The sequence below is a fragment of the Virgibacillus oceani genome (assembly GCF_014638995.1).
GTDB classification, from domain to species: domain Bacteria; phylum Bacillota; class Bacilli; order Bacillales; family Amphibacillaceae; genus Virgibacillus_E; species Virgibacillus_E oceani.
The window spans coordinates 466,418-483,599 of record NZ_BMFR01000001.1 but is presented as its reverse complement, the minus strand read 5'-3'; the positions used below and the strand labels follow the sequence as shown (position 1 = coordinate 483,599).

The 17,182-nt window shown below is 35.8% G+C and carries 21 protein-coding genes; 2 read left to right on the top strand and 19 right to left on the bottom strand.

The features are described 5' to 3' along the window. Position 1 precedes the first annotated feature (1 nt). Positions 2–1,033 carry a tyrosine-type recombinase/integrase gene (locus IEV74_RS02515; protein ID WP_188453755.1) on the top strand — a complete coding sequence of 344 codons (1,032 nt, stop codon included), beginning with the start codon at positions 2–4 and terminating at the stop codon, positions 1,031–1,033. A 140-nt stretch (positions 1,034–1,173) separates the two neighbouring features. Here the strand turns inward: IEV74_RS02515 and IEV74_RS02510 are convergent, their stop codons facing one another. The 6 genes from IEV74_RS02510 to IEV74_RS02485 all read right to left on the bottom strand — a co-directional run bounded on the left by IEV74_RS02510 (position 1,174) and on the right by IEV74_RS02485 (position 5,890). Beyond that, complete coding sequence (locus tag IEV74_RS02510; RefSeq protein WP_188453754.1) at positions 1,174–1,710, bottom strand: spore maturation protein; 537 nt, start codon at positions 1,708–1,710, stop codon at positions 1,174–1,176. 2 nt (positions 1,711–1,712) lie between these two features. Then, on the bottom strand, positions 1,713–2,297 hold the full coding sequence (locus IEV74_RS02505) for a nucleoside recognition domain-containing protein (protein WP_188453753.1): 585 nt from the start codon (positions 2,295–2,297) through the stop codon (positions 1,713–1,715). Between the two features lies 1 nt (position 2,298). Further along, a complete protein-coding gene (locus IEV74_RS02500; protein ID WP_188453752.1) occupies positions 2,299–3,402 on the bottom strand; it encodes a D-alanyl-D-alanine carboxypeptidase family protein in 1,104 nt (367 codons plus the stop codon). A 124-nt stretch (positions 3,403–3,526) separates the two neighbouring features. Next, positions 3,527–4,399, bottom strand: coding sequence for a superoxide dismutase (locus IEV74_RS02495; RefSeq protein WP_188453751.1), 873 nt, complete (start codon positions 4,397–4,399; stop codon positions 3,527–3,529). 163 nt (positions 4,400–4,562) lie between these two features. Continuing rightward, on the bottom strand, positions 4,563–5,153 hold the full coding sequence (scpB, locus tag IEV74_RS02490) for an SMC-Scp complex subunit ScpB (RefSeq protein ID WP_188453750.1): 591 nt from the start codon (positions 5,151–5,153) through the stop codon (positions 4,563–4,565). Between the two features lie 2 nt (positions 5,154–5,155). Further along, the gene (locus IEV74_RS02485) at positions 5,156–5,890 is read right to left on the bottom strand and encodes a segregation/condensation protein A (RefSeq protein ID WP_188453963.1); all 735 of its coding nucleotides are present in this window, start codon (positions 5,888–5,890) and stop codon (positions 5,156–5,158) included. A gap of 189 nt (positions 5,891–6,079) precedes the next feature. Here IEV74_RS02485 and IEV74_RS02480 point away from each other — a divergent pair, with 189 nt between their 5' ends. Beyond that, on the top strand, positions 6,080–6,163 hold the full coding sequence (locus IEV74_RS02480; protein ID WP_099158412.1) for a YjcZ family sporulation protein: 84 nt from the start codon (positions 6,080–6,082) through the stop codon (positions 6,161–6,163). Positions 6,164–6,261: 98 nt separating this feature from the next. Here IEV74_RS02480 and IEV74_RS02475 read toward each other — a convergent pair whose 3' ends face one another. The 13 genes from IEV74_RS02475 to IEV74_RS02415 form a co-directional block, all read right to left on the bottom strand. Next, positions 6,262–6,624, bottom strand: coding sequence for a GNAT family N-acetyltransferase (locus tag IEV74_RS02475; protein WP_188453749.1), 363 nt, complete (start codon positions 6,622–6,624; stop codon positions 6,262–6,264). A 312-nt stretch (positions 6,625–6,936) separates the two neighbouring features. Continuing rightward, a complete protein-coding gene (locus IEV74_RS02470; RefSeq protein WP_188453748.1) occupies positions 6,937–7,401 on the bottom strand; it encodes a site-2 protease family protein in 465 nt (154 codons plus the stop codon). A 30-nt stretch (positions 7,402–7,431) separates the two neighbouring features. Then, complete coding sequence (locus IEV74_RS02465; protein ID WP_188453747.1) at positions 7,432–7,869, bottom strand: peptidylprolyl isomerase; 438 nt, start codon at positions 7,867–7,869, stop codon at positions 7,432–7,434. 146 nt (positions 7,870–8,015) lie between these two features. Continuing rightward, complete coding sequence (gene lysA, locus IEV74_RS02460; RefSeq protein WP_188453746.1) at positions 8,016–9,323, bottom strand: diaminopimelate decarboxylase; 1,308 nt, start codon at positions 9,321–9,323, stop codon at positions 8,016–8,018. Positions 9,324–9,424: 101 nt separating this feature from the next. Then, complete coding sequence (locus IEV74_RS02455; protein ID WP_188453962.1) at positions 9,425–10,843, bottom strand: spore germination protein; 1,419 nt, start codon at positions 10,841–10,843, stop codon at positions 9,425–9,427. 84 nt (positions 10,844–10,927) lie between these two features. Then, entirely contained in the window at positions 10,928–11,356 is a 429-nt protein-coding gene (locus IEV74_RS02450) for a stage V sporulation protein AB (protein ID WP_188453745.1), read from the bottom strand. After that, a complete protein-coding gene (locus IEV74_RS02445; RefSeq protein WP_188453744.1) occupies positions 11,334–11,951 on the bottom strand; it encodes a stage V sporulation protein AA in 618 nt (205 codons plus the stop codon). The genes IEV74_RS02450 and IEV74_RS02445 overlap by 23 nt, the downstream gene beginning before the upstream one ends. A gap of 118 nt (positions 11,952–12,069) precedes the next feature. Next, entirely contained in the window at positions 12,070–12,825 is a 756-nt protein-coding gene (gene sigF / locus IEV74_RS02440) for an RNA polymerase sporulation sigma factor SigF (RefSeq protein ID WP_188453743.1), read from the bottom strand. 10 nt (positions 12,826–12,835) lie between these two features. Beyond that, entirely contained in the window at positions 12,836–13,276 is a 441-nt protein-coding gene (gene spoIIAB, locus IEV74_RS02435) for an anti-sigma F factor (protein WP_188453742.1), read from the bottom strand. Then, positions 13,273–13,626, bottom strand: a complete 354-nt coding sequence (spoIIAA, locus tag IEV74_RS02430; protein ID WP_188453741.1) for an anti-sigma F factor antagonist — start codon at positions 13,624–13,626, stop codon at positions 13,273–13,275. The genes spoIIAB and spoIIAA overlap by 4 nt, the downstream gene beginning before the upstream one ends. Before the next feature lie 106 nt (positions 13,627–13,732). Beyond that, positions 13,733–14,914 carry a D-alanyl-D-alanine carboxypeptidase family protein gene (locus IEV74_RS02425; RefSeq protein ID WP_188453740.1) on the bottom strand — a complete coding sequence of 394 codons (1,182 nt, stop codon included), beginning with the start codon at positions 14,912–14,914 and terminating at the stop codon, positions 13,733–13,735. A 115-nt stretch (positions 14,915–15,029) separates the two neighbouring features. After that, entirely contained in the window at positions 15,030–16,334 is a 1,305-nt protein-coding gene (locus IEV74_RS02420) for a pyrimidine-nucleoside phosphorylase (RefSeq protein WP_188453739.1), read from the bottom strand. Positions 16,335–16,353: 19 nt separating this feature from the next. Next, positions 16,354–17,175, bottom strand: a complete 822-nt coding sequence (locus IEV74_RS02415; RefSeq protein ID WP_188453738.1) for a purine-nucleoside phosphorylase — start codon at positions 17,173–17,175, stop codon at positions 16,354–16,356. Positions 17,176–17,182 lie beyond the last annotated feature (7 nt).

Here is a 17,182-nt window from a genome sequence, read left to right as displayed (position 1 = left end):
AATGAAAAATCCGAATGGATACGGATCGGTTTTTAAATTATCTGGCAAAAGAAGAAAACAATATGGTGCTAGAGTAACAATTGGTTGGGAAATTAATGAGAAAACAGGTAAGGTAAAACAGAAATACAAGACTATAGGATATTATAAATCAAGACCTGAAGCAATGATTGCGCTCGCTGATTATAATAAAGACCCATATGATATTGATTCTAAAAGAATTACTTTTGCTGAAATATATGAGTTATGGAGCAAAGATAAGTTTAGAGAAAAACCTGTAACGAGAGGATATAAATCTGGATTCAATCTATCAGAATCGCTACATAGAATGAAATTTATCGACATAAGAAAATCGCATATGCAAGCAATCATTGACAATATGGACAAATCTCACAGTACTAAGTCAATTACAAAAACTCTTTATGGCCAATTATTTAAGTTTGCATTAGAGAATGACATTACTGATAAAAATTATGCAAATTTTGTTACGTTACCAAAAGATAATACTGAAAGCGATAGGGAACCATTCTCTGATATTCAAATTGAAAAACTATGGAATAGTCTAGAGAGTCAAGAAAACACCGATATGGCTCTTATAATGATTTATACAGGGTTGCGGCCAGGAGAATTAATTTTGATTGAAAACGAAAATATAAATTTAACAGAGAGATACATGTCTGGAGGCATTAAAACAGATGCCGGTATAGACAGGATAATCCCTATTAATAAAAAAATCCTTCCGCTTATAGAAAAACGAATGGATAAAAATAATAAGTATTTGTTTGTTAATTCCAGAAAAAATAAAATTACTTACAATAGCTTTCGTAAAGATCGATGGAAGCCATTAATGAAAACCTTAACTATGGAACATAAAGCCCACGATTGTCGTCATACATTTGCAACATTAATGGATAATGCAGGGGCAAACAAATTATCTATAAAGAAAATCATGGGTCATTCCTCACAAGACATTACAGATAAAGTTTACACACATAAAAACATTAATGAATTACTAAAAGCAGTTGATTTAATTTGACAATTTTGTCTATTACTTGTGTATTACCACCATAAACTAGTGTGATTTTAAACCAATTTACATTTTTATAAATCGCATTATATCAATGTTCAAAGCCGTTTCTGCACTTCTTAATCGTTAACCTAACGTTAACGCTACTTTTACGATTGTCCAAATATAATTGTTACTATTACAATCGAGGCTATTATACCAATTAAGTCTGCTAATAGTCCAACCTTTAATGCATACCTCATTTTCTTTATTCCGACAGCCCCAAAATAAACGGTCAAAATGTATAATGTTGTATCTGTACTTCCTTGCATGGTTGAAGCTAACCTTCCAACAAAAGAGTCTGGTCCGTATGAATCGATTATCTCAGTCGTAACACCCAATGCTGCGGTTCCAGATATCGGTCTTACTAGTGCAAGTGGTACGATATCTGGAGGTACACCGAAGTAACTCAATAACGGAGAAAGTAATCCAACAAAAGCATCTAAAGCACCCGATGCACGCAATATAGATATGGAAACAATCATACCTACTAAAAAGGGAAGTAAAGTAAATGCCATTTTGACACCTTCTTTCCCCCCTTCTACAAATATTTCGTATGTGGGTATACGTTTCCATGAAGCTACAATAAGAACGAGTAATATAAAACACGGTATTAACCATGTGCTGATTAAAGAAATTACAGCCATCTTTACTCCCTCCTAAGACTTCTATAATGAAAGAATCTGTCAAGTACGATTGCACCCAAGGTTGAAATAACTGTTGCTACGATTGTTGTACCTACAATTTCAGTTGGTGATGCAGAATTATAATGCATTCGAATAGCAATAACAGTCGTTGGAATAATTGTTAAACTGGAGGTATTTAATGCCAAAAAGGTTATCATCGACCTTGATGCTGTATCAGTACCACTTAATTGTTTCATTTGTTCCATTGCCTTAATTCCCATCGGAGTTGCTGCATTTCCTAAACCAAACATATTGGCGGTAAAATTGGACAGTATATACCCTATCGCCGGATGATCTTTTGGAATATCTGGGAACAATTTTAAAACAACAGGTCGAAATATTCTTGCTAGCATATGTAAAATCCCTGCTTTTTCCGCTACCTTCATAATACCGAGCCAAAATACGAGAATACTGATTAATCCAATAGAGATGGTTACTGCCTCATCTGCACTTTTAAATAAAGCCTTATTCACCTGATCCATTGTTCCATTAATCATTGCATAAATAACACCTATAATCGCCATTAATGCCCAAATAATATTAACCATATTAACTCAGCCCAATTATCTTTTTAAATACCGACATTATTTCCATAAACAATCCATCCGTTTGTTCTTGCTGCTCTTGATTAAAAATAGGGAGCGCATTAATAGGATTTTCATTTAAATAGAAAATCGTTTTACCGATAATAGGATCATCTAATTGACTACTGTTTTGCACTATATATATTTTCTTTTCAATTGTGCCTAACTCATCTTTTTGCAGAGGATAGGTAAAATTGTGTTGAATATATCCAACCGCAGTCTTGTCTGTACCATTAAGCTGATAAGTTTTTGCCCCTTTTTTCAATACCGATGTCATTTTAAAGTTATCATAACCCCACTCAAACATACCGATATGATCATTCCAGTCATCCGGAGCATTTAAGGTTACGGCTATAAGATTCATATTATTTTTATGCGCCGTAGAAACCAATGTTCTTCCGGATATTTTTGTAAAGCCTGTTTTTCCTCCTGTACAATACTCATAATAAGTGGTAAGAAGTTTATTTTTATTTCGCCATGCATATTGTCTTGTCTCTGCTTTATAGGAAGAGGTGCCGGTAATTTTTTTAAAAACCTTGTTGGTCATGGCATATTTCATTAATAGTGCCATATCATATGCGGTTGAATAATGCTGTTCAGAATCTAAGCCATGTGGATTGTCAAAGTGTGTGTTTGACATCCCTAACCATTTAGCTTTTTCATTCATTAAATAATTAAATCCTTCAACACTTCCCCCAACATGTTCGGCAATGGAAACGGCTGCATCATTTCCCGAACGGAGCATTAAGCCGTAAACAAGGTCTTTTAGTTTCATTTTTTCACCTTGTTCTAAATAAATGGATGACCCACCAGCGTACACTGCTCGTTTACTCGTTGTCACCATCTCGTTCATTTTTCCGGATTCAATCGCTATGATTGCTGTCATTATTTTTGTGATACTGGCTATTGGACGTTTTTCATGGGCATTTTTTTCAAACAGTACTCTTCCCGAAGATTGTTCGATTAATACAGCATTATTCGCTGAAACACTTGGCTTGGCATGTCCAATTGTTGGGTGAAAAATACTAAACAGTAAAACTGCCAACATAGTAATTACATAAAAACGCATAGTGGGCTTCCTCCCGCAGATATTGTGTCTGTATATATTATGCGGGACAACTATCAATATGAATTTATATTTTTGTCAAAGCAAAAGTTTCATACGAAAGGAAGCCTAAACAACACGTAATCTATTAATAGAGTGGCCAAATAATTTTTTTAGCTTCTACATATCTATTATTTACATCCTTCCAATTTACTACGTTCCACCAATTTGTTATATATGCATTTCTATCCGTTTTATATTGCAGATAATAAGCATGTTCCCAAACATCTAATACTAAAAGAGGAATAATGTCTGCGTATTGAAATTGTTGGTGTTTCTCGAATGTTTGTATTACTAATCTGCCACTCCTTGGATTCCATGCTAAAACCGCCCATCCTACTCCCTCAACCGACGCAGCAGCTTTCGTAAACATATCCTTAAACGATCTCCAAGAACCAAAATCCTGGTTTATTCTTTTAGCAATTTCTCCTATCGGCTTTTTACCGGAGTTTGGTGTCATGTTGTACCAGAATATTGTATGGAGGTTATGACCGGAACCATTAAATGCTTGTTCCCTTAACCAATGTTTCATTTCTTTATTATTTTTTGCATCGTAAAGTGCTTTTTCAGCTTTATTTAGTCCATCAACATATGCTTGATGATGGACATTATGATGCAATTCCATTATTTCTTTGCTTATATATGGTTCAAGAGCGCTATAATCGTAAGGCAATGGCGGTAGCTTATGCTGTCCATATCCGACGCTATTGTTTTGTTGTCTTGAATTGATCACGTTTTTTATTTGATTATATAACTGCTGTCCATCATTACGTAATAATAAAAATCCTTCCTCGTTTCCTTCCGTATTTATAAAAGCTTTTACCTCTCTTTGCCAGCTTTCAAGTTCATTAGACCAATAGTCACAAACGTCTTCTGAGGTAGAGGAATTCTTTAACGTGTTTTTAGTCTCATCCCCCCACCGAACAAGCTCATGCAGATATGATTGTTTACTCTTTTCCATAAAATCACCTCCATGTAACATATGCCTATGTAAGTGACAGCGTGTGTATATACGGAACTGCGGTGCAAAGAAAATCATAAAAAGTCTATGACGCATTTTACTATCCATATTATTTGTAAAAAGCCCAAATTAAAAAGCCCGCAATATTTTGCAGGGCTCTTACTTATTTTATATCACTATCAATCTGATTAAATTTTTCAAAAAACAAATCTGCTTCTTGTTCAATGTCATCTTTATCCATATTTTCAGGCAATGGCGGTAATTCCTCCAATGAAGTAAGTCCAAAATATGTTAAAAACTCTCTAGTGGTTCCAAATAGGATTGGTCTTCCCGCTCCTTCTCTTCTCCCAATTTCTTCTATTAATGATCTGGATACTAGTGTTTGTACGGGTCTATCACTTTTAACCCCCCGTATATCTTCAATTTCCGTCCTCGTAATTGGCTGCTGATAGGCAATAATTGCTAGTGTTTCCAATGCAGCCTGAGACATCCGTGTGGTTTGCGGTGTTTCTAATAATTTTTTAAAATAGCTACTATGTTCCGGTTTTGTTGTCAGATGAAATACATGATGAGATTGCATGATCATAATACCACGTTCCGTATGTTCATAATCATACTTTAATTCATCCAATAAATGTTCAACCGTTGAATCATTAGCTTCTAAAATACGGGATAATTGTTTGATTGTCATACCTTCATCCCCGCTAGCAAACAATAATCCTTCAACAACAGCTTTTAGCTCTGTAATTCTCACTTCTAATCCTCCAAATAAAATACGTATAATTCCTCAAAATGTTTTTCTTGTTTACAGTATACCTGAGCATCCTTCATCAATTCTAGTAATGCCATGAAGGTGACTACGATATGAGAGCGTGTTCGTTCTGAAAAAAGCCGGTCAAACGTTATCCCCTGTTTAGATGCTTTGACAATTTTCACAACTTCAGACATCCGCTGTTCAATCGATACTTCCACTCGTTTGATTTTGGTATCCAGTGGTTGTGTCCATTTTTTTCGCTCAAGCATTTTCCCTAGAGCCCCAAGCATATCATAAATCGAAATATCCCCCTGTATTACTGGATGCTTCATTTCGATTTCGTCAAAAACAACTGGAGGTCTTGTAAAAATTTGATTCGCATCATTTTCCTTTTCCTTTAAATGATCTGCTGCTTCCTTATATTTTCGGTATTCAATTAAGCGATGCATTAGTTCTTCCCTTGGATCCTCATCATAGTCATCGAATTCTTCGTCAATTTCTTGCTTTGGGAGCAGCATCTGACTTTTAATTGCGAGTAATGTAGCTGCCATTACAAGATATTCACTTGCTATGTTCAACTCTAAGTGTTGCATTGTATGTATATATTGCATATACTGTTCTGTAATTTGAGCGACAGGGATGTCATAAATATCAATTTCATATCGGTTGATTAAATGCAATAATAAATCAAGCGGTCCCTCAAAAGAATCTATTTTTACATGATAGGCTTGATTCATTTTCATTTCTTCCCTTCAAAAAATATATACTCCCATTCACATTACCATCAAATAGAAACAAATAAATTTAAAAAATAAATTCCTTGTCATAATCGCCTATACATTATAGACATTTTCAACATAAGTTATTAACGTAAGATAAATGTTACTAAACATTTATTCGTAAAGATGAAAAGGAGGAATTTCATTATGGGTGGTAATTATGGCGGTGGATTTGCGTTAATCGTCGTATTGTTTATTCTTCTCATTATCGTTGGTGCTGCTTGGATGTAGTTTTGTAAGCGGCGGCAATGATTTGAAATTGATGGAAAACTATCCGCATTTTTCACAAAAAACCAGCCCTTTAGTTAATAGGGCTGGACTTTTGTTTATTAATCTTTATCTTCATTTTCATCACACTTACTGTAAAACTGCTGGGTTATATCGTCAGCACAGACAGCATATTTATCATTATAAAGCCTGTTGACTTCACCAACCATTTTTTTGCCAATCCCCGAGTTTCGGTGTGATGGATTAACAGATATATGTTGAATTACTGCATTAATGCCATCTTCTATTCGTAATCCGATTGCACCTAATATGTCGTCATCTTTCCACAAATAGAGATGCCAGTCAGGATTTGTTTCATATTCTTTTATTGTTTGCTGCAACTTTTTTACATCTTTTTCTTCAGGCATAAAAGATAATAATCCCATTGCAATTTTTTCCAGATTCTTTTTATAACGAATTAACATAGATACCCCTCATTAAGAAAATAGCTTACCAACCATGGATAAAAGAAAGATACATCCAACAACTATTAACCAATATTTTGTCTTACCATTGTACCATTTATAAATTTATCCCCGTGAGAGTTGTATATATATTTATGCCCTATCACGCCACATTTGTCAAATCGGTTTAATCAAAAACAAATACATTCCAATATATAATTCCCCATGTTATCCCTGCAATAAGTAATATGGTAAATAATATCCAATTTTTTTTACGTTGGCTCAAAACTTTTTCATCCTTTATCAGCATTAACAGACTTTGCACATGTCATACTACTGTTTGTTCTTTATTTTTCTCTTGGAGATTGTTTGGATAATTGTATATCCGTCAGACTGCTTTTCCTTTAGTCTAAATGGAATAATATTTACAATTGCCAGCCAGCAATTAAATAAAACAAGCAACTGATAGAATCCGTTTGTTAAATCGAATAAAACAGACACGAGCATTGCAAAAATCCCATTAAACACTGGCCCACATAATGTTATCCAAATAATTTCCCCAGTTTTATATGGGATACTTCTTTCACTATATGCAATGCCACCTATAAAGTATAAAGCATGCAGCCTAATATGAAGCCGTTTAATGTTAAACTTACAGACACTTTTTCCTGAACCAATCGAAAGAGTTACGGAATCTGCTTTTACCAATTTTGCTCCAATTATATGTCCGAGTTCATGAATAACTGTACTGACAGGTGCTATCAATAGTATAAGATATGCTATTAAATATGTATCCATAAAACACGTCCCAAAGCAATTGGTATAGTATTATGCTTCAAAAACTTTTAATTCTTTCATAACGTCTCCGTTATGCATTGCTTTGACATAGTCCATACCTGATGTAACTTGTCCAAATACTGTATGAACTCCATTTAAGTGCGGCTGCGGTTCATGAACGATGAAAAATTGACAGCTTCCAGTGTCTTTACCCGCGTGTGCCATTGATAATGTACCCTCTACATGCTTGTGCGGGTTCCCATCCGTTTCGCATTTAATTGTATACCCTGCTGAACCAGTACCATTTCCATTTGGACAACCACCTTGACTAACAAAACCGTCAATTACCCGATGAAATGTTAGACCGTCATAAAAATTATCATTTGCCAGTTTTTCAAAGTTATCAACTGTATTAGGTGCTGCTTCTGGGTAAAGATCAAATTCAATTTTATTTCCATTCTCCATTACAATGTATCCTTTTTTTGTCATAATTCAGGACCCCTTTTAATTTTTGTTAAATCCCAGTTAGTCCCTTGGGCAATAAACCCGCATCAAAGGGATCATACTGAAGAAGTTCCATTTTATCTTACCATTTTCTTAAGTTTATTAAAAGAACTAGATACGTTTTCAACTATTTATTCATAGGACAAATCATTTTTGACTACATCATGATAGGTTTCCCTGCGAACGACTAATTTGTCTTTGCCATTTTCCGCAAATACAACCGCTGGATTGGGAAATCGGTTATAATGATTCGCCATAGAATACCCATAAGCACCTGTAGAAAACACAGCAAAAATATCTCCATTTTCAACATCAGGTACTGGTAAGTCCTTGATTAGCATATCTCCTGATTCACAGCATTTCCCCGCAACAGATACAGTTTGTATAGCAGCCTGATTAGCTTTATTCGCAATTACCCCTTCATATTTTGCCTGATACAATGCGGGCCTTAAATTATCTGTCATACCTCCATCAACAGAAATATAATCCCGTATTCCCGGAATTTTCTTCATCGATCCAACCGTGTATAGCGTTATCCCCGCATTACCCGCTATCGAACGGCCTGGTTCAATCCAGATCTCTGGCATTGGTATATGGAGTTCGTCTGCATGCAGCTTAACTGCAGACACCAAAGCTTCAACATAATTTTTTAATTGTAAAGGCTTATCATTTACTGTATAGCGTATACCAAAACCTCCGCCTAAATTAAGAACTTCCGGTACATAGTTATCTAGACTTTTCCATTTCGACAGTTGCTTAAACAGCATGTCAGTTGCTGTCTTGAAACGATCCGTCTCAAAAATTTGCGAACCAATATGGCAGTGCAGCCCTTTGAACCGAATATGCTCATGGTTGTGCAATAGTTCGAATGCTTTATCAGCTTGTCCATTTTGTAAATTAAAGCCAAATTTTGAATCCTCGTTACCTGTCATAATATATTGATGCGTTTTAGACACAATACCCGGAGTTACCCGCATTAGGACATCTATTTTCTTGTTATAGCTTCTCAATAGACGATCTAACAATTCAATCTCATAAAAATTGTCAACAACAATACACCCAACATTGCTTTCGATTGCCATCGATAGTTCCTGAACACTTTTGTTATTTCCGTGAACATGAATCTTCTCAGGTGGGAAATTTGCCTGCAGGGCTGTAAATAATTCACCTTCGGATACAACATCCAAACTTAAGCCTTCCTGATTAACTACTTGCAGCATAGCAATCGAAGAAAAAGCCTTGCTCGCATACGCAACTTGTGCTTGAACATCTAGTTCGTTAAATGTATTAACAAACGATTTACAGTTGTCACGAATGATAGAAACGTCATATACATACAATGGGGTACCGTATTTCTTTGCCAGGTCAATTGTATCTATACCGCCTATTTCTAAATGACCCCTCTGGTTTACTTGAAAAGGATGATTATTTATGATCATTGTTGGTTCCAACTCTCTATATCGAATAATTAAAAATACTCTATCATAATGTGACAAAAAACGAAAGGACAAACTCTAAATACGAGTTTGTCCCAATGTAATTATTTCTTAATTGGCTGACGATAGTCATTTTTAGGGTGTACTATACTTGGACGGGTATTAGAATATGGTACTGGAATTCGACACAGTATATGCAGAATTGCTTTCCCATTAAATGGAATAAACGGCCATAGATATGGTGTTCTTAACGATTTTAAATTCGCCAGAAATAAAATATACAATGTAAACCCAATCGCAAAACCGTATAATCCAAATGCTGCTGTCAGCAATATTAAAATGAGCCGAATTAATTTATTCGCAACACTTAATTCATAACTTGGTGTTACATAAGAACCAATTGCACTTATGGATACATACAAAATCACTTCTGGACTAAGCATTCCCACATCAATTGCGATCTGACCAATTAATACGGCAGCAATTAATCCCATCGCCGTTGATAATGGAGTAGGGGTATGAATAGCTGCCATCCTTAAAAATTCAACACCGAGGTCCCCTAATATAATCTGAATAAATATCGGAATATTCCCTTCGTCATTTGGACCAATAAAGGAAAGTTCCTTCGGTAAAAGACTAGGATCCATTGCGAACAAAAGCCAAAAGGGCAATAAAAATATTGACGCTAATATCGCTAAAAAACGTGTCCAGCGAATAAATGTTCCAATTGAAGGTGCCTGTCGATATTCCTCTGCATGTTGAACATGATGAAAAAAAGTTGTTGGCAAAATGATAACACTTGGTGATGTATCAACAATAATTAGTACGTGTCCCTCTAAAATATGATGAGCAGCAACGTCTGGTCTTTCCGTGTACCTTACCATTGGATATGGGTTCCATTTTCGCTTAATCATAAATTCTTCAAGTGTTTTATCCGTCATCGTGATGCCGTCAATCTCTACTTCTCTTATTTTTTTCTTAATTAACTTAACTAGACCTTCATCAACCACATCTTGCAGATAGCATACACATACATCTGTTTTGGAACGCTCCCCAACCTTTAACATTTCATGACGTAATCTTGCATCACGTATCCTTCTTCTCGTCAGTGCTGTATTTTCAATAATATTTTCCGTGTAGCCATCTCTGGATCCACGCACAACGTGTTCCGTATCAGGTTCTTCTGGTGTTCTGCCAGGATAATGACGGACATCGATGACAAACGCTTCTCTTTCTCCATTTACAAATACGACAATTAGCCCTGAGAGCATTTGATCAACCGCTTCATCCATTGATTTTATACGGTTTACCTGCTGATGAATCAGCCTGTTTTCGATAATCTCCGGAATCTTATTTTTATTTCTCTCATTATCATTTATTTCTACTAGTACCTTTAATATTTGCAGAATAATGGATGAATCACACAGACCCGTCAAATAATACAGTTGAACCTTATTTTTTAAAATTATGATTTCCCGAAAACCGAGATCAAATGATGTATTAACCCCGACCCTTTCTTTCATATATGCTTCTGTTTCATTTATATTAGGTGAAATTGGACTTTTATCTTTTGTTTTCAATATCTTTCACTCCAGTCTAAACCCTGATCACTTTACAAAATACATCCATTGAAACAACGATCCAGCTATTTTCCCAAAAAATATCGCCATTAATAACCACAATAAGTGTCCATCTAATCCAATGCGTTTAGATAATAATGGAAATACATTTAAAATCTCTGTTAATGCCGCTGCAAGCATACCGTTAAATATTCCGTGCAGACCACCCCATAGTATTAAAATTACAATAGGCTGATTCCAGGTTATATTTGTAAATGAAATATATGTTCCAAATATTGAACCAACAATGACACATGCTCCATAAACGTGAAGCAAACGATGTGTTTTGCTTAATTGAATTAATCTGGGGATGATTCCTAAAACTGTTAAAAAAGCTACAAAACCGCCCCCGACAGCAAGTCCTCCTGCAAACCCTATAATAAATTCGGCCAGATTAATGAATAGGTTTGTTATCATTTAATTTATTCTCATAATAGCTGACATATTGGTCAAGATCCTGCTGGTAATTGAAGATCTCAACTTCAAGTGGGCTTGGTTCCTCGTTGAATCGCTTTTTAAACCAATGGTTGAAAAATAACAGCATCCCTATTCCCAGACCAAATGAATATGGTATTTGAATCCACAATGGATATTCATCATATTCACCTGTTAATAAATAATGCAGTTTTTGCTGTACTTCCTGCATACTAACATCATAATGGAAGTTCATAATGGTCATTGCGGTACCAATAAATAATAGAAGCCAAACAAATGATACTATTATTATCGATGGTGCCTTCTTTTGCTTTGTAATCCGTATGATTGTTTGGTTTGGCCCTAATAGCTGAAACTCTAAATCGGGGTATAAGCGATTTAAATGATCAATTACCAAAAAGCTGTCGATAATTACAATATTCCGATCTTCTTTAGAAATACGATATAACGTAATTTTTTCTAAGTCATGCTTATGGTTTGAAATGGTTGATAGTAGGGCAATGTGTCGGAGCTGGACTGTCTGCAATCCGGTCAATTCCACATTTTTCTTCATTCGCAAATAAACAATCTCACTCATGTGGATCACATCCTCTCCTATGACTTTCATTAATTAGTATTTGTTTTATATTATTTTTTATCACGAAAAAAACAAAAATCATCACTATAATGTGATGATTTAACAAGCACTATTGGCTTTACGTATCCATTTTTTCTTTCATATCATGTAAAATTTTTTTCTCAAGACGGGATACCTGTACTTGTGATATACCAAGTCTCTCTGCCACCTCAGATTGTGTTTTATCCTTGTAATAGCGTAAATATACGATTAGCCTTTCTCTCTCGCTTAAGTCTCTGATAGCCTCCTGTAATGTTATTTTATCGAACCATCTGGTATCCTGATCGGCAATCTGGTCTAACAAAGTTATTGGGTCACCATCATTTTCAAAAACAGTTTCATGAATTGAATGTGGTGATTTGGAGGCTTCTTGCGCAAGGACTACTTCCTCAGGTGAGATCTCCAAGCCATCTGCTATTTCATTAATTGTTGGAGATCTTCCAAGCTGTTTCGTTAATTCATCCTTTTTCTTTCGTATTTTATTCCCGATTTCTTTTAAAGAACGACTGACCTTTATACTCCCGTCGTCCCGAATAAATCTTTGGATTTCGCCAATGATCATTGGTACAGCGTACGTAGAAAAACGAACATCATACGATAGATCAAATTTATCGATTGATTTTATTAACCCAATACTACCTATTTGAAACAAGTCATCCGGGTCATACCCACGGTTTATAAATCGTTGAACAACAGACCAAACAAGACGAATATTTTTTTCAACTAAAAAGTCACGGGCTTCTTTATCACCCTGTTGACTTTTATAGATAAATTCTTTTACCTGCTCATCGGTTAAGGGTTTCTTTCGGTTGAGATGCTTTACATTTACATCCATAGGCATCCCTCTACTTACAAACCGTTTTATTTTTCGTCAATTGTTTTGTCATGTGTACCGTTGTTCCAGCATTGGGTGATGAGATAACATTAACGGAATCCATAAAATTTTCAATAATAGTGAAGCCCATTCCAGACCTTTCCAATTCTGGTTTAGATGTATACAACGGTTGTCGTGCTTCTTCAACATTACCTATTCCAATACCTGTATCTTTTATCGTTAATTCAAAATCTTCATCCTGGATGGTGCATTTGATTGTGACCCTGTGGTTGGGCTCATTGTTGTAACCATGTATAATAGCGTTTGTAACTGCTTCTGAAACAACAGTTTTAATCTCAGTTAGCTCATCCATGGTTGGATCTAATTGTGTAACAAAAGCCGCTACTGTCACTCTTGCAAACGATTCATTCTCACTGACACTAGAAAATTCCACGGACATTTCATTTTTCATGAAGCCACCCCCAAAGTAACTAATGCATAATGTTCATTCTCCTCCAGACGAACAATTTTAAATAACCCTGACATTTCAAATAAACGGTTTACTGGTGGTGAAACAGAACAGACCACCAGCTCTCCGCCTAATTGCAGCACTTCTTTATACCTTCCTAATATGACACCTAAACCGGAACTATCCATAAAAGATACAGCTTCAAGGTTCAGCACAACATTCTTTACAGGGTTTCTATACATCTTTTCTTTCCATTCATTACGTAATGCCTCTGACTCATGATGATCTAACTCGCCAGACAGCCTTACAATCAGGACATCTTCTTTAACATCAAACAAAGCTGAAAGACCCATTTATACTCCTCCTCGCAATTCGGTGTATGTGATTAATTCTTGATTTAAGAGGCCAATTCCTGCTCGCCTGACAAAAGAAGAAAAAATTCGACTAAACTTGTTCAAATTAGTGATATTTCACCATATCTTGAATTGTACGCTTAAATAATGTGAAAAAAGATGCTTGTGTCATATCCTTATCAATTGTTAACGGTGTTTTTGACAGAACATTTCCTCCTTTCCTAACGATAAGAACTCCAACCTCATCTCCCTTCTTCATAGGAAGAGTCATATTCTCTTTAAGCTCAATTGATGTGGTAATATTTTTAGGTGGATCACCTTTCTTAAAAAGGGTACTAATTGATTCTGATGCCACAACATTCACATTGTTATTTTCAGCTTTTAACAGCTTTAACTTTGTTATTTTCTGTCCTTTTACAAACAACTTTTTGGTTGCAAAATGGTTGTAGGCGTAATCTAACATTTGGCTAACCATTGCATTTCGTTCCTTTGGTGTTTTTGCCCCCATTACTACTGCAACAACCCGCATATTTTCTTTTTCCGCTGTTGCTGTCAAACAATATTTTGCTTCATTTGTGTACCCTGTTTTTAATCCATCAACACCGGGATAAAATTTGACTAATTTATTTGTATTGACCAGCCAAAATTCGTCTTCTGTTCCTTTTCTTAAATAATCTTCATATTTTGATGTGTAATTAGTTATAGTTTCGTATTTTAATAATTCTTTGGCCATAATTGCCATGTCATATGCGGTACTGTAGTGATCTTCAGCAGGCAGGCCTGTCGTATTTTGAAAGTGTGTATTTTTAAGTTTTAATTCTTTTGCTTTATCATTCATTTTTTTAACAAAGGCTTCTTCGCTTCCAGCTATTCTTTCAGCCAAGGCAACGCTTGCATCATTTCCTGAGGCAATAGCAACACCCTTTAACAAATCATCTACTGTCATTTCTTCTCCAGCTTCAAGAAATATTTGGGACCCTCCCATAGATGCAGCACGTTCACTAACACGAATTTTCTCATCTAGTTTTAAATTACCTTGGTCAATTGCTTCCATAATCAATAGCAGTGTCATAATTTTAGTCATGCTTGCCGGGGGAAGTTTTTCGTGAGCATTTTTATCATATAACAGCTTTCCGGTATCACGTTCAATAAGTATCGCTGATTTTGCATTCGGTGCAAGATTTAATTGATTAGCATCACCCTCATTTTTTTCATCACCTAACACAGGGATTGCTGTAACGAATAGTAAAGATAAAACCATGCTGAAAATTAATACGTATTTTTTCATACCCTTACCTCCAAAAGTCAATATAACTTTAGGATTACCATTTCGCTTATTTTTATAACAAAAATTACCTGTAAAAAAGGCACACATAATTGTGCGCCTTTTTGGTCAATCTATTCTATTTTGTAACTGTATCGTATATTAACGGTGGAGCGGTAACCTGCTCATCTGATATCGTTATACTAGCATACAATTTATCTTTTACTTCTTCTATGGAATCCTGATTTGCATGTATCGTAAGTAATGTTTCTCCTTCATTTACATGATCACCAATTTTTTTATGAAGAACAATTCCTACTGCAAGGTCAATCACAGATTCTTTAGTAGCTCTCCCAGCACCTAACATCATAGCTGCAGTTCCTACATCATCAGCAACAATTTCTGCGATTGTTCCTGATTGCTTAGCTTTAAGTTCTACTTTATATTTTGCCTGTGGCAGTGATTCAGGCTTATCTGCCACACTTGAATCGCCTCCCTGTGATTCAAGGAAAATCTTAAATTGTTCAAATGCCTTGCCGTTCGTCAAATTTTCCTTTAATTTGTTTCTTGCTTCGTCAATGCTATCTGCCTTATTTGCCAAGACAACCATTTGGCTTCCCAATGTTAAACAAAGTTCTGTTAAATCCTCTGGTCCTTTTCCTTGTAACGTGTCAATAGCTTCCCTTACCTCTAATGCATTCCCAATTGCATTTCCCAGTGGCTGACTCATGTCAGAGATAACGGCCATTGTATTTCTGCCAACCCGATTGCCGATAGATACCATCGCATTAGCTAATTTTTTAGCGTCATCTAAATCTTTCATGAATGCTCCTGCTCCTGTCTTGACATCCAAAACAATTGCATCAGCACCTGCAGCGATTTTCTTACTCATGATAGAACTAGCAATTAATGGAATCGAGCTTACCGTTGCCGTAACATCTCGTAAACTATACAGTTTTTTATCCGCAGGTGTTAAATTACCTGTTTGTCCGATAACAGCGACTTTATTTTTGTTTACTAAATCCATAAATTCATTACTTGTTATTTCAACGTGGAATCCTGGGACAGCTTCTAATTTATCTATTGTTCCACCAGTATGGCCAAGACCCCTTCCGCTCATTTTTGCAACGGGAACTCCTAATGACGCTACAAGCGGCGCAAGAATTAATGTTGTTGTATCACCTACACCACCTGTTGAGTGCTTATCAACCTTAATTCCTGAAATGGCGGAAAGATCAATAGTATCCCCTGAATTCACCATTGATGTTGTTAATAATGCACGTTCTTCCTCTGTCATATCCTGAAAGTAAATTGCCATTAATAATGAACTGACTTGATAATCGGGTATATCGCCTGAAGTATATCCGTTTATAAAGTACGTAATTTCCTCTTTCGTCAATTCTAATCCATCACGTTTTTTTTCAATGATGTCGTACATTCTCATTTTTATCACCTTTTTTTCTCTATTGTGGTAGCGTTCTGATAATTTCCTTTACAAATTTTAGAAAGTCTTCTTTAACTTTTTCGGTTGTTTCTATTACTTCGGTATGTGTTAATGGTTGATCGAGAATACCTGCAGCCATATTCGAGATACAGGAAATTCCCAACACTTTAAGACCTGCATGGCCAGCGACTGTCACTTCAGGTACTGTCGACATACCTACAGCATCCCCGCCTAAAGTCCGCAGCATTTTAATTTCTGCTGGAGTTTCATATGTAGGACCCGTGTTCCCAACATACACGCCTTTTTGAATCGTAATACCTAAATCTTTTGCACATTTTTCAGCATGGTCAGTATAGGAAGCATTATATACTTGTGACATATCTGGAAAACGGACGCCTAATTCCGCATCATTTGGTCCAATTAACGGATTTGTTCCCATGTTGTTAATGTGATCAGTAATGAGCATTAGGTCTCCCGGGTTAAAGTCTTTGTTTATTCCACCTGCCGCATTCGTCACAATAATAGACTCCGCCCCAAGTTCTTTCATGACACGAACAGGAAAGGTAACCTGCTTCATTGAATATCCTTCATAAAAATGAAAACGTCCTTGCATTGCAATAACCTGTTTTCCTTCAAGCTTACCTGCAACAAGCTGCCCCTTATGACCAGAGACAGTCGAAACAGGAAAATGCGGTATTTCCTTATAGGAAATCGTAACTGGGTCCTCTATTTTTTCTGCCAATACCCCGAGCCCCGACCCAAGGATTAAACCAATTGCCGGAGAAGTTGTTATTTTATCCTGTATAAATGTACTTGCTTCTCTTATTTCTGTTTGCATCATATATTCA